The following is a 19,849-nucleotide window of genomic DNA, read 5'->3' on the forward strand; positions in this document are numbered from 1 at the left end:
TGAACAGACATCAGTGTACCGGAATTCAATAAGATTGTTGAAGAGCAAATCGGCTGTCAGGTGTGCTCCTTAACCCACCGTTAGTCGATCTTAACCCTTTAACGCACAGCGATTGCCTTTATTGTGCGCCGTACAACAAAGCGCTAAAAAATTAGCACTTTATTGTATAGACGCAACAATTTTGAAAGAGTTACTCTGTCTTGAAAAATATCCAGAAAAAAGTTGGTAAGTAGCTCGGCCGGCGTGGGTACGGTCGGATTGCTTACGCACTTATTTGCCGGCTACATTTTTTGACATCGTGAGCGGCAGTTCAACGCCGTTTTGCGACCAGGTACCTGTTGCTTCATCTCCCGCTTCGTTGAGGGTCCCCTCGAACCCGCCGTTGATGGCAGAAAGATCAAAGGTCAGTTTCCCGTCTGCGACGGCTACAACGTCAACCGGGATTCGGACATTGCCCTGGTCTACACTGATGAGCACGGCCGTTTTTTTGTCGTCTTCGTGTTTGATCTCCAGTTTGAGTCGCAGGGTGCCACCACCTGTATCGAGTGCGCCAGACCATACCTCCAGGTCAGCTGCAACAGTGGCATCCTGGGCGTTGGCGGTGTTTATCCCGCTAATGCCCGTAAACAACAGGAGCAGGGCCGTGAGCATACCGATAAAGGGGCGATAGGTAGTCTTAGTCATATTTGAGTTTTGGTTGGTGAAGCTGGCAATACGGAATATTTACGGTGAGGATGCAAAACGCAAAAAAGCCGGCCCAGGAGATGCGTCCCTGGGCCGGCTTTGATATGAAGGATGGTATATGCTTGCTTATTCTTTTGCTAGTCCGACATACACATCGTTGGAAGCATCTGCATTGTTGTAGATGACATCATCACGGCCATCACCATTTACGTCACCCACCAGGATCTCGAACTGACTCCAGTCATCAAAAATCGGATGGTCCTGAGAGATGCGCCCGAAGTCGAAATCTCCTGTGCTGGTGCCAAGGCCGATGAAGCTCCGATTTACGGATTCCATTGAATTTATCAAGAGGTCTTTGCGGCCGTCTCCGTTGACATCCAGCAGGCGAATCTCAAACGGGCCTGCTTCTTCCTCTAGCCATTGCAGGTCGCCCTCGACCAGTGCCGGCACGCCGCCGGTAGTAAGATCTTTGTGGACCGGACTGCGGGTCTGGCCAGCGGCAACCCATACCAGATCGACACCAGCAACGCCATCAATATTCCCTATAACGACGTCGTAATTGGTCCAGCCCATGTTTCCCCGGTCAAAACGGCCCCGAAAATTAAAGATGCTTCCCTGGGTATCGCTTACTGATTCTGCAAAGTAAACATGATGAATATTGAACCCTTTGGTATACCACATCAGGTCGTCTCTGCCGTTTCCGTCAAAGTCGGCCACCATAAACGTCTCGTTGCCAGACCAGCCGCGGTCGGGATGGTCGTGCCAGTCATTGTTTACCGGCTCAGCATTGTCTACACCATAGCTGCCGTCGCCATTTGAAAAACTAACATAAGATCTGTTCAGGTCGGTACGCTCGTTCCAAACAAGGTCGTCTCCGTTTTTACCGTCAATATTCCCGACTGCAAATTCGTAGTCAAGCCCCCAACCATCAGTGGCGCGTGTGAAGACTGGCATCTCAGCATATGATCCATCTCCATTGGAAAGCCCGATGTACGTCAAATTAGTATTTATCACTCTGTTCCATGCGAGGTCATCGCGGCCATCGTTGTCGAAGTCGCCAACTTTGACAACGTACTGGCTCCAGCCATCAGCAGGGGAGGCCGTATGCGTATATGGTGTGCCCATCGTGAATGTACCGTCTCCGTTGGCGGTGGCAACCACGGTTTCGTTGCTACCGGCGCTGACATGATTCCAAACCAGGTCATCGTCGCCATCGCCATCCACATCTGCCATCAATACTTTAGCAGGCGTGCTGATCGGCAACGAAAGCGACTGCACATCGCGGAAGTCAAACGTGCCAGGTGTTGCTGCTTTGGCTTCGCAGGTTGTGATTTCGTAATCGGTCGATTCCGTTACTGATGCAATAGAGCCATCACCGAGGTTACGGAACGTGTAAGACAGCGGCGCGGCGCTGCTAAGCGGGGCATCGTCTGTAAAGTAATCTGCCCAGTTGCCCGATCGGATCACAGCCAGCGTTGCATCTGCATCACCGCCCAGCGACGTTACCTGGATTTCAGACTCTTCGAGAATTTTCTTCTGCTTCACATCCAGATTTGCTGAGCCGCCGCCACCAATACCATTGTAGGCAGCCTGCATGGTTGCGCGGATATCTGAGGCGCTAGCTGTTGATGTCAGCGAGAACATCATCATGCGCCCGTAAACAACGTTGGATACATATACGGGTAGGTTATCTGGGCCAATCCGGCCAAGGTCTACCTGCTGCTGTAATTTTTCGGTGGTAAAGTCGGCATTGAAAAACGCATCTGGTGTTTGGGGTGGTGCAACAACCACTTCATACATTTTCTGATAGAACTGCGCGGTGATGGTGGTTTTAGACGCATCTTTCTGCACAGAACCCGTTGCTGAAGCTTCAAATTTGAGGTACCGACCAGAGATGCCAGCCTGCAGGGCAAACTGGCTTTCCGAGTAGTACTCCGACATATCAAAAGTAATGGTACTCGGCGTGGAGAGACCTGACTGCGTTGCATTCCCAATCATGGAGCCTCTGGCTTGTCCGACCTCGGCCTGGCTTGGTGTATCAACTGTGCGGAAGTTGTCGTCATTCGCAAGGCTTGGTATGGAGACTTCGATTGCTGATCGTTCTGCGATGGGCAGTCCGAGCAAGCTGCCCAAACCGTCGCGGTGGCTTTTGCCCTGAATCAATGCGCCCGGCCAAAGCAATTCCGCGTCAGGACTGTATATGGCAATCTGCTGCGGATTTTCTGTAATTGTGAATGGTTGCGTCTCACAGGTGTACGTGACATCAGGTAGAATTTCTGTGGTGCCGTCTTCGTTGATTTGCTCAACATCGAGTACAACTTCTTGTTGCGCTACCGCATCTCCTGTTGCTGTGGGTGCCTGTGAAGGCGTGGTGGGACTGAACGCTGACCAGGATGGGAGATCCTGCATGTACTGGCCGACTTCTTCTACCGGCCCACTGGGGCCCATAGAATCGCCGCTGTCACATCCGACGCTTTGAAGAGCGAATACTAAAAACAGAGCTAAAGCGATTCGTTTCATTGTGATTTATGAGATATGAAGTTGATTTATTTGGTTGGCTACCTGAAGACGCACCAAAGCCAGTGAAATGTGATCACGCTTATAAAAAAATTATGCGATTAGATGTGATACCTGGCGAATATCGATTGGCACTGAAGTGCATGACGCACAAGATACCTTCGCTTTATTCCACAGGATTAGCGGATTCTACAAGAGATTTGAACCATCTAAAGGAAGCGCCAGCAGAAAAACCTTCAACCAGCAACCTTCAACCTGAAAACCGAAGGTTTTCTACACCATCCGCACATTTATGCCGGCTTTGTGCAGATATGATTTTGCATCTGCTATCGTGTATTCTCGGAAATGAAAGATGGATGCAGCGAGCACGGCATCTGCTTTTCCTGCTTGAAATCCATCGCGTAAGTGCTCCAGGTTGCCGGCACCGCCCGAGGCAATGACAGGAATACTGACCAGTTTATCCAGTGCCTCGAGCAGATCGAGATCATACCCGTCTTTGGTCCCGTCGCGGTCCATAGAGGTGACAAGGAGTTCGCCGGCACCACGATCAGCTGCTTCTTTAGCCCACGCGAGCGCGTCGATGCCTGTAGGTTTACGCCCGCCATGCGTAAACACTTCCCATCTGAGCGGATTGTCGCTTACACGCTTTGCATCGATGGCAACCACAATGCACTGTGAACCAAAAGCTGTTGCCCCTTCTTCGATGAGCGCCGGGTTTTTTAATGCCGCTGAGTTAACAGACACTTTATCTGCACCCGCATTCAGCATGGCACGCATATCTTCGACCGACCTGATGCCACCACCAACGGTGAGAGGGATAAATACCTGGTCTGCTGTTTTGCGCACCACATCCCGCATAATCCCACGATCTTCGTGTGTCGCAGTTATGTCTAGAAATACCAGTTCATCAGCACCCGACTGGTCGTAGAATTTGGCCTGGTCAACCGGGTCGCCGGCATCAACGATGTCCACAAACTTGACGCCTTTTACAACGCGTCCCTGATCAACATCAAGACAAGGGATAATCCGCTTTGCTACCATGGATTGATATGGGGAGAGGCAGGGCTTGCAACTAGCAGTCGCGCAGCTTTGCCGTGGAAAATTCGTTGAGGTTGACGTCGTCTTTTTGGTGCCAACACCAGATCTGCTGGCATGGGAATTTGTTTTCGTAAAGTGCCCGGCCTACGATAATGGAATCAACTTTTTTGGCTTTGAGTTCAGCAATTTTGATCAGGTGGGTGTAGTCACCGACGCCACCTGAGGCTGTAATGCAGACTTTAGACAGGCGAGCAGCCATAGCCAGGTAAGCCTCTGTGTTTGGCCCTTCCATGGTACCATCGCGGCTGATATCTGTATAGACAATGCGTCGGCATCCTCTCTTTTCCATGTCGAGGGCCAATTCGATAGCGTCGATGCCACTGCCGGCCAGCCAGCCGTCTGTTCGCACTTCACCATCTTTTGCGTCGATGCCGACTACAATGCGATGGGAGCCAAATTTTTCAACCGCTTCTGAAACCAGCTCCGGATTCTTCACCGCAGCTGTGCCGATGATCACCCGATAAATGCCCAACCCGAGCGCTGCTTCAATATCCGCCATCGTACGAATACCACCACCCAGTTGTACCGGGATATCGAGGGCTTCACAAATAGCTTTGATAACGGTGCGGTTGGGTGCTGATCCTTCTTTGTCGCCGCGCGCTGCGTCGAGATCTACCACGTGCAAAACTTTGGTATTCTGGACGCGCCAGAGCTTTGCCATCTTTACGGGGTCGTCGTAGTAGACTGTTTCTTTTTCATAAGAGCCCTGATAAAGGCGAACGCAACGGCCGCCGCGCAGGTCAATGGCTGGGATTATTAGCATCCTGGAATCCGAATTTGGAGGGCGTGAGCAACTGGGGAATACGGTTTGTCAGCTGGCGTTATCAGGGGCGCTAGATGGACAGGTGGGCAAAATTCTTGAGTACCAGCAATCCGTTGTCATGGCTTTTCTCGGGGTGAAACTGGACCCCAAATACGTTGTTCCTCTGAACCATGGCAGGAAAATTTATGCCGTACATGGTGTCTGCAAGGATGTCGTCAGGGTCTTCTACGGCTGCGTGATAAGAGTGTACAAAATAGAAATAGGCGTTCTCTCCGAGCCCTTCGAGCAGCGGGGACGGATGTCGCGGTGTTGCAACATTCCAGCCCATGTGTGGGATTTTGAGGGGCTTTTCTGGTACAACAGGCGCGTCGCCGGCAGCAACCATGGCAGGTTGATACGCATGCTTGAAGCGAACAACCCGTCCGGGCATGATGCCCAGTCCCTGGTGCTCACCCATTTCTTCGCCCACATCAAACAGCAATTGCATGCCTACGCATACGCCAAGGAAAGGCTTGCCTGAGGCGACGGCCTGATGAATGGTTGGTACAAGATTGCGCCGGCGAATTTCATCTGCACAGGCACCAAACGCGCCAACGCCGGGCAATACCACCCGATCAGCGCGCATAATATCTTCTGCTTTATCAGAACGAACCACCGTTGCGCCAACTGCTTCCAGGGCCTTTTCCATGGATCGCAGGTTACCGATGCCGTAGTCAATGATGCAGACCATTTCTGGGCCTATTGCTCTTGTTGGTAAACAGGGAAGTTTAAATACAGCCTATGCTGCATTAACCAGCAATCGTGTTTATTGCTCCTTTACTTTACTCAATTCTTTTGAGCGTTCGGTAGCTGTTGCGACAGCGTTAATCAACATGTTGCGCAGGCCATGGCTTTCGAGGGCCGCGATGGCAGAAATGGTTGTACCGCCAGGTGTGGTAACTTCATCTTTTAGTATTGCCGGATGTTTGCCAGTTTCGATGACAAGTTTGGCGGCGCCATATACGGTTTGTGCAGAGAGCGCAGACGCAATCGGGCGGGGGATCCCTTGCTTTACGCCGGCGTCTGTCAGGGCTTCAATAATCATGTAGATGTATGCCGGACCGCTGCCAGACAATCCCGTGATGGCATCCATCAAGTACTCCGGCACCACCTCTACGCTGCCTACCGCTTCGAATACAGCCCGTGCGCTGTCGAGCTCGTCGTCGCCGGCATAGTCGCCTGCGCATATGGCTGTTGCACCTTCATCCACAAGCGCGGGCGTGTTGGGCATGGTGCGCACAACGGGCAAGTTTAGTGCAAACTCATGTTGTAGTGTCTGCGTGGTAATACCGGCCAATACCGAGATTATCAGGGTTTTATCTGAAATGTGCGCTCTTATTTCTTTGATAACCTTTAGCACCATCTGCGGCTTTACCGCGAGAATGATAATGGTGGCATCCGCGACAGCGTCTGCATTGTTTGATGTGGTCTGTATGCCGGGAAACTGTTCTGCCAATGCTTTCAATGCACGCGCGCTCCTTCGTGTCGCTCGAATTTGGCCGGCATCGGTGTCATTGCCCTTGAGCAAACCACCGATGATTGCACGTCCCATGTTGCCGGCGCCAATTACTGCAATTTTGTGGTTGGCCAAAAGCCGCGAAGTACCCATAATCTAAAAGGTGTTGTGTCTGGTTTTGGATTGGTTGCGGAGGGTTAAAGTGCGCCTTTTGTGGAGGCCAGTTTTGCATTGTTCGTATCGCGCTTTACTGCTTCCCGAAGGGCGCGCGCGACCGCTTTGAAAATGGCCTCAATTTTATGATGGGCATTTCGCCCGGAGAGGATATTAATGTGCAGATTCATGCCGGCCTTTTCTGCAAAGCTATACCAGAAATGTTCAACCATCTCTGTCGACATGGCGCCGACGCGGTTACGCACAAACGAGGCGTCGTATTGCAGGTAGAAGCGACCGGATAAATCAACCACTGCACGGGCCAGAGCTTCATCCATCGGGACATAAGCCGCGCCGTACCTGTTGATGTACGCTTTGTCTCCGAGCGCTTCTGAAAAAGCCTGCCCCATAACGATGCCAACATCTTCAATGGTGTGGTGGTCATCTATGTGCAAGTCTCCATCACAGTGCACGGTAAGATCAAACGCGCCATGCTTGGCAAACAAGTCTAGCATATGATCAAAAAATCCTACACCTGTTTTGTTGTCGTACGTTCCTGATCCGTCGAGATTCAGGCTCACCTGGATGTTGGTTTCCCGGGTTTCGCGGGAAACAGAGGCCGTTCTTACGGCGGACAGTGCTTGTGTCATTTCCTGTCTGGCTGGGCTTTCTTCAAAAACGCACACCAAAAAAGAACCTGATGTGCGGGTCGGTCGTACGCTATGGCCTTATTTGTGTTCTATTTAGCAAGAAAGAGATGAGTAATTCGAAGCACAAACGCATCATGGTGACGGCAGCCTTGCCGTATGCCAATGGTCCCGTACATCTGGGGCACCTTGCTGGCGCATATTTGCCGGCTGATCTTTACTGCCGCTACGAGCGCATGAAAGGCAGTGATCTGGTGTTTGTTTGTGGTTCGGACGAAATGGGCGTGGCTATCATGATCCGCGCCCGACAGCAAGGCATCAGCCCACAAGATATTGTTGACAAATATCATCCGATGATCAAAGATGCTTTTGAAAAATTCGGGATGAGTTTTGATATTTATACCCGTACAACCACGGATATTCATCGAGAAACCAGCCAGGCATTCTTTAACAAATTGGCGGCCAGTAACTCGTTTAAGCTGAAGACAGAGGAGCAGTTGTTTGACCCTGAAGTAGGCATTTTTCTGGCAGATCGGTTTGTGAAAGGGACGTGTCCGAACTGCGGGAACGAAGATGCTTATGGCGACCAGTGCGAGCGGTGTGGTACGGCGCTGAGTCCGCGTGAACTTGTGAATCCAAAGAGCACGCTTTCTGAAGCAACGCCCGAGTTACGGCAGACAACGCACTGGTACTTGCCACTGGGTGATTTTCAGCCGGCACTGGAAGACTGGATCAACACGCATCCTGAATGGAAGCCCAATGTGTTAGGGCAAGTAAAGAGCTGGTTTAACGACGGCCTGAAAGACCGCGCCATCACGCGTGATGTACCCTGGGGCGTTCCTGTGCCTGATGAGGCTGCAGCACTTGCCGGAACGGATGCTGCCGGTAAGGTCATCTATGTATGGTTTGATGCGCCCATCGGCTACATTTCCGCTACGAGAGAATGGGCCGCTGCACAAGGGGACCCTGAAAAATGGAAACCATACTGGCAGGACCAGGAGACCAAGCTGCTGCACTTTATCGGCAAAGACAACATTGTTTTCCATTGTCTCATGTTTCCTGCAATGCTCCAGCAGCACGGCGACTATGTATTGCCGGAGAATGTGCCGGCCAACGAATTCCTGAACATAGAAGGCAAAAAGCTTTCTACCAGCAGGGGATGGGCCGTGTGGCTTCATGAGTTTCTTGAAGACTTTGATCCAGACTTGCTCCGCTACGCGCTGGCTACCATGTTGCCAGAGAGTAAAGATGCAGACTTTAGCTGGAAAGACTTCCAGGCGCGCGTCAACTCTGAACTTGCAGATGTACTGGGCAACTTTGTCAACCGGACGCTCACGTTTGCAAACCGCTACTTTGATGGCGTTGTGCCTCCGCTGGAGAATCCTTCAGCGCTGGACCACGAAGTATTGACCAGCCTGGCCGGCTTCCCTGAAAAAATTGGCGCTTCTTATGATGCGTACCGCAATCGCGAAGCTGTCTTCGAAACGATGAGCCTTGCCCGGATGGGTAACAAGTACTTCAACGATACGGAGCCCTGGCATACGCGCAAAAACGACATGCAGAAATGTGGCAATACCATCCATGTATCGCTGCAAATCTGTGCATCGCTAGCCATTTTGCTCGAGCCTGTGTTGCCGCATACGGCCCAACGACTGCGTGATATGCTGCAGCTGACAGGCGTACGTTCGAGTCTGCCTGAAAACCCAGGTGCAGGCACCCTGGGCTGGCATGACGCCGGCCAACCGCTCCTCGAAGCTGGCCACGGGTTGAACGAAGCTGAAATCCTGTTTACCAAAATTGATGACGCTGTGATCGAAGAACAAATCGGAAAACTCAACGCTGTCGCAGACGACGCTGCGCCGGCCGGTCCTGCCTTTGAGCCCATCAAAGACGAAATTGTCTACGATGATTTTGCCAAACTCGATTTACGCATGGGGACCATCGAAGTAGCCGAGAAAGTGCCAAAAGCAGACAAGCTTCTGCGCCTGGAAATCAACTTGGGATTTGAAGAGCGCCAGATTCTTTCGGGTGTGGCAGAGCAGATGGACCCTGAAGATTTGGTTGGCAAACGGGTTGTTGTTGTGGCCAACCTCAAGCCCCGCAAGCTGCGTGGCTTCGAAAGTCAGGGGATGGTCCTCATGGCTGAGAACCGTGATGGTGTACTGAGCCTGATTGATTCTGCCGGCGAAGATGGCGCGCCTGTACTTTAGGATTGTTTATTGGGGATTTGGGGTGAGGAATGGCGCATTGCCTCGCCCGTGGCATCCTGAGTGAAACGAAAGATCTCTTGAGGGATTGCAGCCCCTTTTGGAATATCGAACACCGAACCAGGAATTTTGAATGTCGAAGTGATTATTTTTCACTCCTCACTCCTCACTCCTCACTCCTCACTCCTCACTCCTCACTCCTCACTCCTCACTCCTCATGGCCAAACTAGAAGCAATCTGGATAAAGCGCGCAAAGCAAGGGCCCATGGACTCTAAGTCTGAAGCTGAGTTGGTTGCCGGCAAAGGGCTACGTGATAATGCGAACCAGAAGGGACGGCGTCAGGTTACTATTATCGAGCAGGAAGTGTGGGAGATGCTGATGGCTGAACTCGGTGGAGATTTGCCGCCGACAAGCCGGCGCGCGAATCTCATGGTTTCCGGATTTCCTTTGAAAGACAGTCGCGGCAAGGTGCTCCGAATTGGAAATTGCCGTATCATCATCAAAGGCGAAACCAAGCCCTGTAACCTGATGGAAGAAACGCTGCCCGGACTTCGTGAACGCATGTTTCCTGAATGGCGGGGTGGGGCGTTTGGCCAGGTATTAGATGACGGAATAATCAGGGTGGGTGATACGCTAAGCTGGGAAACAGAAGAGGCAATTAAATGACAGAACGATACATAGATGCCACGCAAGAAGCCGGCGCTGCGTTGTTTCGACGCAACCTGCAAGGGCCCATCGTGATGCTCAACTTGCTCAAGTTCAGAGAAACAGCTGACTATAGTAATTTTCCAGCTTTGGCGCCCGCAACGCCTATATCTGGTGCTGATGCATACGCAAAGTACATCGAACATACCTTGCCTTTTTTGAACGAAAGTGGTGGTGAAGTACTTTTTCGTGGTACAGGTGGCCCGTTTGTAATTGGTCCGCAGGACGCGTCATGGGACCTCGTGTTGCTGGTCAAACATCAATCGATGCAGCGTTTTATGGCGTTTGCATCCAATGAAGGGTATCTCAAAGGAGCCGGCCATCGTACTGCTGCATTGCTCGATGCCCGCCTGTTGCCGATGCAGGAATAGGGTGCGTCTATGTTTGTCGAATCCAGAAAGTATGACGGTAGCTTGCGCTCGTCTAGCAAGCATGCCTACGTCGTACGGACGTCCCGCAGCGTTGACTTATTCTCTTCTCCCGGCACGCCGTTTTTCTACCATGTTTCGAATGAAGAACGGTACAATGAAAACGGGCTGATTGAATTGTACCTGCCCGGGAAGTGGTTCAACGTGATGCACATCTTTGAGCACATCTCGCATCAATGTGCCATGTATATTAACCTTGCTATGCCGCCAGAAATAGAGACAGACCGGCTAAGCTGGGTGGACATGGACCTGGATTATCGCGTGGACCTGGATGGCAGTATCGAACTGGTGGATGAAGAAGAGTTTCAAGCGCATGCTGAACTGTGGCGATACCCGGACGATTTACAGCAGCAGATTCGCGCAGAGGCAAAAAAATTGCCGGCGCTCATCGAGGCCGGCAATTTTCCTTTCAACTATGAAACGCAACAGGAGCGGTACCGCCAGTGGAAAGCCACCGGGCTTTTGCCTCCCGCGGATTGAGCATCAAATATTGATGGCTTTGCCGTACGCGTCTTTGGTTGCTTCCATCACAGCCTCAGAGAGGGTTGGGTGTGGATGGATAGCTTCCATGATTTCATGCGCTGTGGTTTCAAGTTCACGGGCTGTAACGGCTTCAGCAATGAGTTCGGTTGCATCATAGCCAATAATGTGGCACCCGAGCATTTCCCCGTACTTGGCGTCGTAGATTACCTTTACAAAGCCTTCGCCGTGTCCGATTGCAGACGCCTTGCCTGAAGCCTGGAACGGGAATTTGCCAATTTTAAGCTCATATCCGGCTTCCTTCGCGGCAGCTTCTGTGTATCCAACGGAAGCAATCTGTGGCTGGCAGTACGTACATCCCGGGATGTTTTTCTTGTTCATCGGATGTACATCGAGGCCGGCAATTTTCTCGACGCAAAGGATGCCTTCATGGCTGGCTTTATGTGCAAGCCACGGTGGGCCGGCAACATCACCAATGGCGTAAACGCCTGGTACGGCGGTGCGGCCAAATCCGTCTACCTTGATTGCGCCGCGATCAATTTCTACACCAAGTGCTTCGAGGCCAAGATTCTCTACGTTGCCTACTACACCAACAGCGGAGAGTACCTGGTCAGTGGTAATGACTTCTTCGCCTTTGGCTGTTTTGAGCGTTACCTTGAGCTCTTTGCCCGAGGTGTCAACTGACATGACCTGTGTTTTGGTCATGACCTTGATTTTTGCCTTTTTGAAGTTGCGCTGCAATTCTTTAGAAACATCAGCATCTTCAACAGGCACCAGTCGGTCAAGGAGTTCCACGATGACAACTTCGGTGCCCATCTGATGGTAGAAGTAGGCAAACTCAACGCCAATGGCGCCGGCGCCGGCGATCAGCAAACGCTTTGGCTGATCCGTCTGTGTCATCGCTTCTTTGTAAGAGATGATCTTCTTGCCATCTACAGGGAGGGGCGGAATTTCACGCGCACGGGCGCCTGTAGCAACGATGATATGTTTGCCTTCAAGGGTGGTTGCTGTACCAACGGTATTGCCATCCATATCCACAGAAGGCTGGATGTCAATTTTGCCGCCACCTTTCAGGGTTGCCTGTCCCATGTGGACGTCAATTTTGTTCTTCTTCATCAAGAACTGGACGCCTTTGTTCATTTTTGCAGCGACGCCACGGCTGCGGGCAACAATTTTCGGGAAGTCATGCTTGATCTGACCTTCCAGTACGATACCGTAATCCGCCAGGTGCCGCACACTATCCATCATCTCTGCACTTTTCAAAAGGGCCTTCGTAGGAATACAGCCGATGTTCAGGCATACACCGCCAAGTTTATTCTTCTCTACGATCGCTGTTTTCAAGCCTAGCTGTGTCGCTCGAATCGCTGTTTCATAGCCGCCAGGGCCGGAGCCGATTACGATGACATCGTACTTGGTATCTGCCATTTTCTATTGTTTGTTCAGTTCGCTGGGTTTTATTTTTTATATGGATTACTGCTACAGCAACGCACGGAGACAGGGGAGACCATGGGGTACGTCAAAAAAGCAGCTATCCAGCAGCGGAAACTAACACAAAAAGGGAAAACCTGTTTCAGGCTGGCAGGGATTTATTGATGGAGACTTGTCGATGGGTATCAACTGCCCCTTTTGATGGGTGTAGATCTGTTAATTTGTGGACACAGGTTAGGTGCGCGCAAGTAGTCGAATTGTAATGGCTCGTAAGCGTGGCTTACCTTTTCTTCAACCATTCTATTGGATTGACTTCCGTGTTGTTGTTGAAGATGCCAAAGAAAACGGCGTTCCCTTTGGGTTGGGCGTCAGTCCCTGCTCGCCCTACCATTTGTCCTGCGCGGACTTCAGAGCCTGCCGGCGCGTAAACAATTGACATATTACCATAGAGCGTTGTGAAATCTCCGTGGCTGATCGTAATCACGTTTCCAAACTCTGGCATTGGGTAAATGTCTACCACTTCACCATCAAACACGGCAAGGACCTCAGCAGAAGATGTCGTCGATATGAGAATGCCCGGGTTAAGTGTTACTGTACCATAAACTGGATTAACCACTTCACCGAATGGCTCTATAACTGCGCCATTCGCTGGCCAGATAAGTGCGCCTTTGTTGGCCAGGAATGCACTGGAAATTTGTGCATTTGCTGCAGCATCAACAGGGTTTGCTGCTGCTCTGCTTCGCGCACTGTTTTCACCGGCAATAATTCTTCTGATCATTGACTCAAGCTCGTCAGCTTCTTGCTGCTTTTCTTCCAGATCGTTTTGTAGATCCGCACGTTGGCGCTTGAGTTCAGAAATGACCTTGTTTCGGGTACCCCGAAGGCCTTTAAGCTCCGCCTGCTCTGAGACGGCACCTGAAATAAGTTGCTCAGCCTCAGCCACATTGGCTTCCATTTCTTCCTGTCGCGACTTGATGGTATTGGTTGCAGTAATGATCTGGCTGAGCCGGCCGCGGCGCTGGTCTGCAAATCTGCGCAAGTAGCGAATACGGATCAGCATCTGGTTGATTGATTCAGCGGCCAGTATCAAGGCTACATCATGCAGCCGGCCATATTTGTATGCGTGGATTGCACGTCGCTGGTATTGCTCCCGGTGAGAGCCAAGTTCTTTTTCCAACTCATTCATCGACGTACGCAGGGAGTCGCGAGACCGCTCAATTTGGCGGAGCAGGGTCTGGTTGGTTTCGATGAGTTCTTCCCGGACCGCAATTTCGCGATCCAGATCTGCAAGGGTCTGGAGGGTGGCGCGTTCGAGCTCTTCAGTTTCCGAAATACGGATAACGTCGAGGGTCATCTGATCCTGCAAGGCGCGCAGGCGTTTTTCAGTTACTTCCCGCGTGGTTTGCCCATTTGCAGCCGGCGCAAGCAGGCAGAAGAAGATGCTGAAGGCAAGCAGATAAAATGTCGATTTCATGAGTTGCATAGTCTGAATGCGTGCGTCTAAAATTCGACGCGTTTTACAGAGCTGCTGACATTAAAGTCCAACGACAGTGACGTCGGGTTTATTGTTCGTTTTCTGTGGAAGAGCGAAGCAGAAGTATCGTCACCAGGCCGGCGGAATGTAAGCCGGCGCGGCAGAAAGAACCCATCGTAGTCTTTGAACTCTGAAAATGTACGTTCTTCTACAAGCGTACCCGCCTCGTTGTTCTCTACATAGCGCACCACGCGCCAAAATACGGGGTCGATGAACAGGGTGCGCGTGTCATCTTTAAGGATGTAGTAGCTATCACCTGAAGAGAGCTCCCAGTCAGGACCCGTTTCGGGCAACCATACGCCAAGCATGGCGCCGTACAATGAACGCGCATCTGCCGGCAGGGGGAGGAGCCGTTGCATGGCGTTGATCGTACCGATGCCCAGTTCTTTATTGATACGGTCGTGCACAAAGAAGCTGTCTTTTGTAACAAGCGCCCGAACGGCTACAATACCGAGTCCGGGGCTAATCGAAATTAAGAGTGAGTCATCTTTGATGTGTTTGATGGACGCTGAGAAAGAACCGCCTTGCACGGGGGATTTGATCACAAGGGCCGCTTCCGAGCTATAGCCTTCAACGGTGTAAGGCATCGCTGTAAGGTTGTTAATAATTTCGGCGTAGCTGTGGTTCGGATACCCGGCCGGCATGGCTTCGCTTCGGTCTATGGCATTGCGCGAGCCGCTACAACCCGAGAGAAAAAGCAGCACACCCGCCAGCAGGCAGCAGGAAATTGCATGCAAACAAGGGCTGGGTATAGCGGGCACCAGGCCGGGGGTAGTTGTTGTGTGATTCACTGGCGAGATAAAGGGGTAAATGAGGTTGCGAATTGCTTGGTTGCTAATTGCTTGGTTGCTAATTGCTTGGTTGCTAATTGCTTGGTTGCTAATTGCAGTGAGCTGTGGGTACGGTAATGTATGAAATTAGACGGTCTATCAAAACCTGCGAATGCCTACTGGATGTTATTGATTTTCTCAAGGAGTTGTTCGTTGTCGGGGTTCAGTTTTAGCGATTTATTCCAGAGGGTGACGGCAGCACTTCGGTCACCAAGCTTTACCTGTATATCACCCATGTGTTCAAAGGTCGCAGCGCCCCGAGCGCCGGCATCAATGGCTTTAGAGACCCATTGCTCGGCCTGCTTGTACTCACCCTGTTTGTAGTAGACCCAGCCAAGGGTATCAAGGAAAGACGGATTCAAGTTTTCAATTTCGACTGCGCGTTTCGCGTATTTCAACGCCTCATCAAGCCGCAGTTCTCGCTCAGCAAGGCTGTATGCGAGGTTGTTTAGTACAATCGCATTGTCTGGCGCAAGCTCCAGGGCTGCGGCATAGGCATTGTCTGAGGCCTCATACGCTTTGGTACGCGCATACAGGAGGCCAAGCGCAGAAAGCAGCTCTGACCGTTCGCTTTGGTGTGCGTTGTCTTTTTCCAGCAAGGACAGGAATTCTTTGAAGTAGTTGATGGCCCGTGTATTCTGATACGCATCCATATAACCATATGCTGCGACCCGGAGAAGTGAAATTTGCCCGGGGAAAAGCAGCAAGGCTTCATCTGCGATGTCGGCAGCTTGTTTAGATTGATTGATGCGTAGGTAAGCAGCTGCAGCCTGTAGCCATACTTCGGGGTTCTTGGGGTTGACCTGTACGGCACGATACAGCAGTTTGCCGGCTTCTTCAAAGTGATGCTCTTCAAACATTATGGTGCCGAAAAGAATGAGCGCTTCCGTGTAGGAAGGATCTTGCGCAATGGCGTATTCGAGCAGGCGCGTAACCAGGTCGATGGTGTCAATGTTGTCGCTGGCACGCGTATACAGGTGTGATGCGCGGGCGAATGCATCTTCTGGCGAGCCGGAAACTTCCATGGTACGCGCCCAAAGCGCTTCTGCCCGGTCTGTCTCTTGCCGGTCCTCATACAAGCGGGCGAGTGGTACAATGATTTCCACGTCCGTTGAATCAACTTGTAATGCCTCTTCCAGGATAGCTATCGCATCATCAGTCCGATCATTCTGCTGGTAGAGTTCAGCCAGATTGCGTTTTATTGAAGCGTTTTCCGGGTTTTGCGCTTCCATTTTTCGCAATGCAGCTTCCATACCCGCAACATCATTTCGCTGATGATGAATTTGAAGCATGCGGTAACTGATGTGTTGTTGGATTCCCATACGGTCTTCCAGTTGCTGGTACAACGCAAGCGCCTCGTCATACGCAGCGCGTGTATATTGCAAATAGGCCAGCTCCTCAAGAACAGAGATTTCTTCCGGGAAAAGCGCCAGCATGGATTCGAGCGTTTGTGTTGCTGCATCGAGATCTTCTACGTCTTTTAACAGCTGAACCAATTGCTGGTGATAGTAGAGGTTCTCTGGCGCATAATCTTTGGCCTGCGTTGCATAGAAAATGGCAGTCTGCAAATCTTCTGTTGCCAGGAATGCATCTGCAAGCGCGGCGTGTACTGCCGGCGCAGCAGGGGATAGCTCAAGCGCTTTTTGGTAAAGAGCGATGGCTTCTTCGTGATAGCCAAGAAAGGATTTTGTGAGTCCCTGCACCAGGTAACGCTCGATCTGGATGGCGCGGACGCCGGGAGGCTCTGGTTGCTGCGCAAATACTGCTGTAGGCAAAACGGCCAGCAGGCACAGGCTAAAAATGACGCGATGCAATCCAGACACGAAAAAGATTGGGCTAGCTATTGAGATTTTGAAAAGCGTTTGACTTAAAGTCGTCCATTTTAACGGACTTGCCGGATTGTACTAAAGAAATAAGCCGGCTTTAATTATGTACGGTTTTCGGATTGAAGCGTTTCCAGAATTGTCGGGGTTACATCCATGAGGGATGTTGCAGAGTTAAAGTGACTGGCGCCGCGCCCAAAGGCGATCAGGGGGACTGGATTGAAGGTGTGCGATTTGGTAGACAGATCTTCCAGGTTACCATGATCGCTGGTAATTACCAATAGCGTGTTTTCCGGGTTTAAATGCGCAATGAGTCCTTCAAAAAAAGCATTCAGGATGAGCAAAATGTCAGTGGCTTGGTCCATTGACTGGCTGTGGCCGGCTTTGTCGGTCAGGTAGTATTCAAAGAGGGTAAAGACATGCGATTCAGCAAGCCTGACAAGCCGACGGGCAGCCTCTTCTTCTGAAATCGCGGGCACATCAATACCCAGCCTTTCTCGCCACGCGGTATTACGTATTTCTGCGGTTAGCGCCTGCCCTGCCTGCAACGCATCCGTCTTTCGGATCGGAATGCCAGCCTCAATGCAAGAAAGCGTGGTAACAGTCCATCTGTTGCGCCTGGTCGCATGGGCAAAAAAGGGAGGCGGATAGGCATTGGCAAATGCCGCTGGCTCCTCAAGTGTCGGGTTGAGCTGCTGCACACCCGAAAAAATGTTCTGAGAAGCCAGAATAGGTTTGGAGGTAGAATGCGGGTACGGGCCAAAGTGCCGGCCCGCAGCTTCAGCACAGTTGACACCTGTGAAGAGCGTAGCTTGTCCCGTGCCACTTTGAGGTAAGCCGTCAACACCAAGGCAAGCGTCTATTGGTCGGACTACATGTCGCGCATTGTGTTGTGACGCAAGCGGAGCCGTCCAGGGCTGTCCGCCTGCCAGCGTATTAAATGCAGGCAAGCTGAGCCTGGAGAAAGGGTTGGCAGCGGTGGACTCGGGACCCAGGCCTACGCCATCAATAAACACAAACAAGACATGCAGGGGCAGGCGCGGATTTGCGAAAGCCATATTTTTGCCGGCAACTTCACTTTCTTCGGGGGACTAATAATAGACATTTCTATACATTTTTGTTTATTACCAGCGTCACCCCGACCCATTTTATAGAAAACATAGATCAGGTTTACCGCATAGCGTTGAGATAATGAGAGAAGTAATCAAAAACAGACTTCAGGATTTGTTGGGGATTGGTGAGAAAGCAAAAGAGGATGTTGGGCTCGTATTGAGCGGCGGAGGGGCAAGGGCTGCCTACCAGGCTGGTGTACTGAATTATATTGCAGATGCGTTTCCCGGTGATCATTTTAGTATCATGAAAGGCGTTTCCGCCGGTGCAATCAATACCGGTTATTTGGCCAATCACAACGGTTCGTTCAAAGATGCGGCGGGCGTAATGGTGGAGAGTTGGCAGCAGCTGACGCTGGATCATGTGTTTACTACGGAGTCTACCTTTGATTTTTTTCGGCGCCTGCTCAAAAATCGAGATGGCGCGAGTTATGAAGAGCGCATTACGTCCTCTATGGCGCATCAGCGTGGGTTACTCGATCCTGGTCCGCTCAGAGAATTTCTATGTGAGAAGTTTCAAACAGATGCATCGGGTAGCCTGACGGGTGTGACGGAAAACGTGGCTTCTGGTAAAATCAAAGCATTTGCAGTGACCAGTACCAACTATATGACTGGGCAGACGACCACGTTTGTTCAGGGGGCAGACATCGAACAGTGGGTGCGGCCGAGTCGTGTTGGGGTAGCAACCCAGATTACGGTCGACCACATTATGGCATCAGCTGCCTTGCCGTTAATTTTTCCGGCTGTTTTGATTGACGGTGCCTGGCATGGCGACGGTGGGGTGCGGTTAACAAATCCGCTTTCGCCGGCCATTACGATGGGTGCAGACCGGATCATGGTAATTTCAACGCGCTACGACAGGAGCCAGGCAGAGGCCGATCGGCCAACAATTTCAGGATATCCACCGGCGGCCCAGATTATTGGTATTCTGATGAACGCCATTTTTCTGGATGCTGTTGACCAGGATTCAGAAAACCTGCAAAGAATAAACGACCTGATCCAGCAAATTCCAGACAGAAGCCGCAATGGATTGCGCCCGGTAAAGTTGCTAATGATCAGGCCGTCGATTGATATAGGTAAATTAGCTGGGAAATATAAACCACAATTCTCCGGTGCCCTCGGATTATTTACTATGGGCATCGGGTCTAGTGAAACTAAGAGTCCCGACTGGCTCAGTATGCTGCTCTTTCAAAAAGAATATATGGATGATCTCATCGACATCGGATACAACGATGCTGCACATCAACACGATGAAATCGAGTCTTTTCTAGAAGAAGCTAACAATGTGGGTCAGGCAGATAATCGCTCGTAACAATTGTGGGTCAATTGTGCCAGGCTGTTGATTACTCAGGAGTCAACTTCGTATCCAACCTTTTCAAGTGCTTCAGCTACCAGGGGGTAGGATTTATCGAACAACACGATAGCTTCTGCTTGCAGGTTGGTACGGTCCGACTGGACGTTGTCTTTGATTGAGCCTTTGGCTAGCGCTACGCAAGATTTCCAAAGTGCTGCTCTGAGTCCCCATTTGCTTATAGAGTAACGGGTGCTCGTTCTTTTTCCGTGGCGCTGTACAGATACCTGCAGATGGGCCAGATTATCTCTGGCACCATTTACAAAGCTGACACACAAACCAGGAACGCCGGTTTTAATCGTCTTGGAAGAAGACTCCGTTGTTCTTGTTGTTTGTTTGGGTGCAGTTGATAACTTGTCGTCACGCCATGTCAATGCAGCCTCCAGGGCTTTGTCGCGCCCTCCATAGACACCATCAGAAAATAACTTGGAGCTCGGATTCGATTTTCTTCGAATACGAACCCACCAGCCATGCGTCTTCTGGTAATCAAGGCGGGTAATATGTTTAAGCGACATTATGGCATAAATTGTACTGGTTAGTGAGTATGTAGGGTGATGAGGCCTTAATGGGTACACTTGGTCAGGTGCGGTGTAGCA

General features: G+C 51.1%; 18 protein-coding genes. 5 read left to right on the forward strand and 13 right to left on the reverse strand.

The genetic code is table 11. The annotated features are described in order from the left end of the window. Positions 1 to 270: 270 nt before the first annotated feature. From AAF564_17455 to hisB, 7 genes are all read right to left on the reverse strand, one after another. Positions 271 to 684 carry a hypothetical protein gene (locus AAF564_17455; GenBank protein ID MEM8487343.1) on the reverse strand — a complete coding sequence of 138 codons (414 nt, stop codon included), beginning with the start codon at positions 682 to 684 and terminating at the stop codon, positions 271 to 273. A gap of 126 nt (positions 685 to 810) precedes the next feature. Beyond that, positions 811 to 3,204: a thiol-activated cytolysin family protein gene (locus AAF564_17460; protein MEM8487344.1), complete on the reverse strand. Its 2,394-nt coding sequence runs from the start codon at positions 3,202 to 3,204 to the stop codon at positions 811 to 813. A 270-nt stretch (positions 3,205 to 3,474) separates the two neighbouring features. Then, a complete protein-coding gene (hisF, locus tag AAF564_17465; protein MEM8487345.1) occupies positions 3,475 to 4,242 on the reverse strand; it encodes an imidazole glycerol phosphate synthase subunit HisF in 768 nt (255 codons plus the stop codon). A gap of 31 nt (positions 4,243 to 4,273) precedes the next feature. Further along, positions 4,274 to 5,062 (reverse strand): 1-(5-phosphoribosyl)-5-[(5-phosphoribosylamino)methylideneamino]imidazole-4-carboxamide isomerase, encoded by a 789-nt coding sequence (gene hisA / locus AAF564_17470; GenBank protein ID MEM8487346.1) that lies wholly within the window; start codon positions 5,060 to 5,062, stop codon positions 4,274 to 4,276. A 70-nt stretch (positions 5,063 to 5,132) separates the two neighbouring features. Continuing rightward, a complete protein-coding gene (gene hisH / locus AAF564_17475; GenBank protein MEM8487347.1) occupies positions 5,133 to 5,792 on the reverse strand; it encodes an imidazole glycerol phosphate synthase subunit HisH in 660 nt (219 codons plus the stop codon). Between the two features lie 75 nt (positions 5,793 to 5,867). Beyond that, positions 5,868 to 6,710 (reverse strand): pyrroline-5-carboxylate reductase, encoded by an 843-nt coding sequence (proC, locus tag AAF564_17480; GenBank protein ID MEM8487348.1) that lies wholly within the window; start codon positions 6,708 to 6,710, stop codon positions 5,868 to 5,870. Positions 6,711 to 6,754: 44 nt separating this feature from the next. Then, entirely contained in the window at positions 6,755 to 7,360 is a 606-nt protein-coding gene (gene hisB, locus AAF564_17485; GenBank protein ID MEM8487349.1) for an imidazoleglycerol-phosphate dehydratase HisB, read from the reverse strand. A 50-nt stretch (positions 7,361 to 7,410) separates the two neighbouring features. Between hisB and metG the strand changes: the two genes are divergently transcribed. The 4 genes from metG to AAF564_17505 all read left to right on the forward strand — a co-directional run bounded on the left by metG (position 7,411) and on the right by AAF564_17505 (position 11,178). Next, positions 7,411 to 9,567 carry a methionine--tRNA ligase gene (metG, locus tag AAF564_17490; protein ID MEM8487350.1) on the forward strand — a complete coding sequence of 719 codons (2,157 nt, stop codon included), beginning with the start codon at positions 7,411 to 7,413 and terminating at the stop codon, positions 9,565 to 9,567. A 214-nt stretch (positions 9,568 to 9,781) separates the two neighbouring features. Then, on the forward strand, positions 9,782 to 10,231 hold the full coding sequence (locus tag AAF564_17495) for an MOSC domain-containing protein (GenBank protein MEM8487351.1): 450 nt from the start codon (positions 9,782 to 9,784) through the stop codon (positions 10,229 to 10,231). Continuing rightward, entirely contained in the window at positions 10,228 to 10,641 is a 414-nt protein-coding gene (locus AAF564_17500) for a DUF1330 domain-containing protein (protein ID MEM8487352.1), read from the forward strand. Before AAF564_17495 ends, AAF564_17500 begins: the two co-directional genes overlap by 4 nt. Before the next feature lie 9 nt (positions 10,642 to 10,650). Continuing rightward, a complete protein-coding gene (locus AAF564_17505) occupies positions 10,651 to 11,178 on the forward strand; it encodes a DUF402 domain-containing protein (GenBank protein MEM8487353.1) in 528 nt (175 codons plus the stop codon). A 3-nt stretch (positions 11,179 to 11,181) separates the two neighbouring features. Here AAF564_17505 and lpdA read toward each other — a convergent pair whose 3' ends face one another. The 5 genes from lpdA to AAF564_17530 all read right to left on the reverse strand — a co-directional run bounded on the left by lpdA (position 11,182) and on the right by AAF564_17530 (position 17,851). Then, on the reverse strand, positions 11,182 to 12,603 hold the full coding sequence (lpdA, locus tag AAF564_17510) for a dihydrolipoyl dehydrogenase (protein ID MEM8487354.1): 1,422 nt from the start codon (positions 12,601 to 12,603) through the stop codon (positions 11,182 to 11,184). A 283-nt stretch (positions 12,604 to 12,886) separates the two neighbouring features. After that, positions 12,887 to 14,080, reverse strand: coding sequence for a peptidoglycan DD-metalloendopeptidase family protein (locus AAF564_17515; GenBank protein ID MEM8487355.1), 1,194 nt, complete (start codon positions 14,078 to 14,080; stop codon positions 12,887 to 12,889). A 26-nt stretch (positions 14,081 to 14,106) separates the two neighbouring features. After that, positions 14,107 to 14,877, reverse strand: a complete 771-nt coding sequence (locus AAF564_17520; protein ID MEM8487356.1) for a DUF4292 domain-containing protein — start codon at positions 14,875 to 14,877, stop codon at positions 14,107 to 14,109. Between the two features lie 209 nt (positions 14,878 to 15,086). Continuing rightward, positions 15,087 to 16,793, reverse strand: a complete 1,707-nt coding sequence (locus tag AAF564_17525) for a tetratricopeptide repeat protein (GenBank protein MEM8487357.1) — start codon at positions 16,791 to 16,793, stop codon at positions 15,087 to 15,089. Between the two features lie 104 nt (positions 16,794 to 16,897). Then, positions 16,898 to 17,851, reverse strand: a complete 954-nt coding sequence (locus AAF564_17530; GenBank protein MEM8487358.1) for a peptidase — start codon at positions 17,849 to 17,851, stop codon at positions 16,898 to 16,900. Positions 17,852 to 17,984: 133 nt separating this feature from the next. Here AAF564_17530 and AAF564_17535 point away from each other — a divergent pair, with 133 nt between their 5' ends. After that, positions 17,985 to 19,214: a patatin-like phospholipase family protein gene (locus AAF564_17535; protein ID MEM8487359.1), complete on the forward strand. Its 1,230-nt coding sequence runs from the start codon at positions 17,985 to 17,987 to the stop codon at positions 19,212 to 19,214. A gap of 35 nt (positions 19,215 to 19,249) precedes the next feature. Here AAF564_17535 and AAF564_17540 read toward each other — a convergent pair whose 3' ends face one another. Next, positions 19,250 to 19,768 carry a hypothetical protein gene (locus AAF564_17540; GenBank protein ID MEM8487360.1) on the reverse strand — a complete coding sequence of 173 codons (519 nt, stop codon included), beginning with the start codon at positions 19,766 to 19,768 and terminating at the stop codon, positions 19,250 to 19,252. Positions 19,769 to 19,849 lie beyond the last annotated feature (81 nt).

Source organism: Bacteroidota bacterium (assembly GCA_039111535.1).
Lineage (GTDB): Bacteria > Bacteroidota > Rhodothermia > Rhodothermales > JAHQVL01 > JBCCIM01.

What these genes read in the sequence shown, in the direction of transcription:
- AAF564_17455 (MEM8487343.1), bottom strand. Translation starts at nt 684, where the DNA reads ATGACTAAGACTACCTATCGCCCCTTTATCGGTATGCTCACGGCCCTG.
- AAF564_17460 (MEM8487344.1), bottom strand. Translation starts at nt 3,204, where the DNA reads ATGAAACGAATCGCTTTAGCTCTGTTTTTAGTATTCGCTCTTCAAAGC.
- hisF (MEM8487345.1), bottom strand. Translation starts at nt 4,242, where the DNA reads ATGGTAGCAAAGCGGATTATCCCTTGTCTTGATGTTGATCAGGGACGC.
- hisA (MEM8487346.1), bottom strand. Translation starts at nt 5,062, where the DNA reads ATGCTAATAATCCCAGCCATTGACCTGCGCGGCGGCCGTTGCGTTCGC.
- hisH (MEM8487347.1), bottom strand. Translation starts at nt 5,792, where the DNA reads ATGGTCTGCATCATTGACTACGGCATCGGTAACCTGCGATCCATGGAA.
- proC (MEM8487348.1), bottom strand. Translation starts at nt 6,710, where the DNA reads ATGGGTACTTCGCGGCTTTTGGCCAACCACAAAATTGCAGTAATTGGC.
- hisB (MEM8487349.1), bottom strand. Translation starts at nt 7,360, where the DNA reads ATGACACAAGCACTGTCCGCCGTAAGAACGGCCTCTGTTTCCCGCGAA.
- metG (MEM8487350.1), top strand. Translation starts at nt 7,411, where the DNA reads ATGTGCGGGTCGGTCGTACGCTATGGCCTTATTTGTGTTCTATTTAGC.
- AAF564_17495 (MEM8487351.1), top strand. Translation starts at nt 9,782, where the DNA reads ATGGCCAAACTAGAAGCAATCTGGATAAAGCGCGCAAAGCAAGGGCCC.
- AAF564_17500 (MEM8487352.1), top strand. Translation starts at nt 10,228, where the DNA reads ATGACAGAACGATACATAGATGCCACGCAAGAAGCCGGCGCTGCGTTG.
- AAF564_17505 (MEM8487353.1), top strand. Translation starts at nt 10,651, where the DNA reads ATGTTTGTCGAATCCAGAAAGTATGACGGTAGCTTGCGCTCGTCTAGC.
- lpdA (MEM8487354.1), bottom strand. Translation starts at nt 12,603, where the DNA reads ATGGCAGATACCAAGTACGATGTCATCGTAATCGGCTCCGGCCCTGGC.
- AAF564_17515 (MEM8487355.1), bottom strand. Translation starts at nt 14,080, where the DNA reads ATGAAATCGACATTTTATCTGCTTGCCTTCAGCATCTTCTTCTGCCTG.
- AAF564_17530 (MEM8487358.1), bottom strand. Translation starts at nt 17,851, where the DNA reads ATGGCTTTCGCAAATCCGCGCCTGCCCCTGCATGTCTTGTTTGTGTTT.
- AAF564_17535 (MEM8487359.1), top strand. Translation starts at nt 17,985, where the DNA reads ATGAGAGAAGTAATCAAAAACAGACTTCAGGATTTGTTGGGGATTGGT.
- AAF564_17540 (MEM8487360.1), bottom strand. Translation starts at nt 19,768, where the DNA reads ATGTCGCTTAAACATATTACCCGCCTTGATTACCAGAAGACGCATGGC.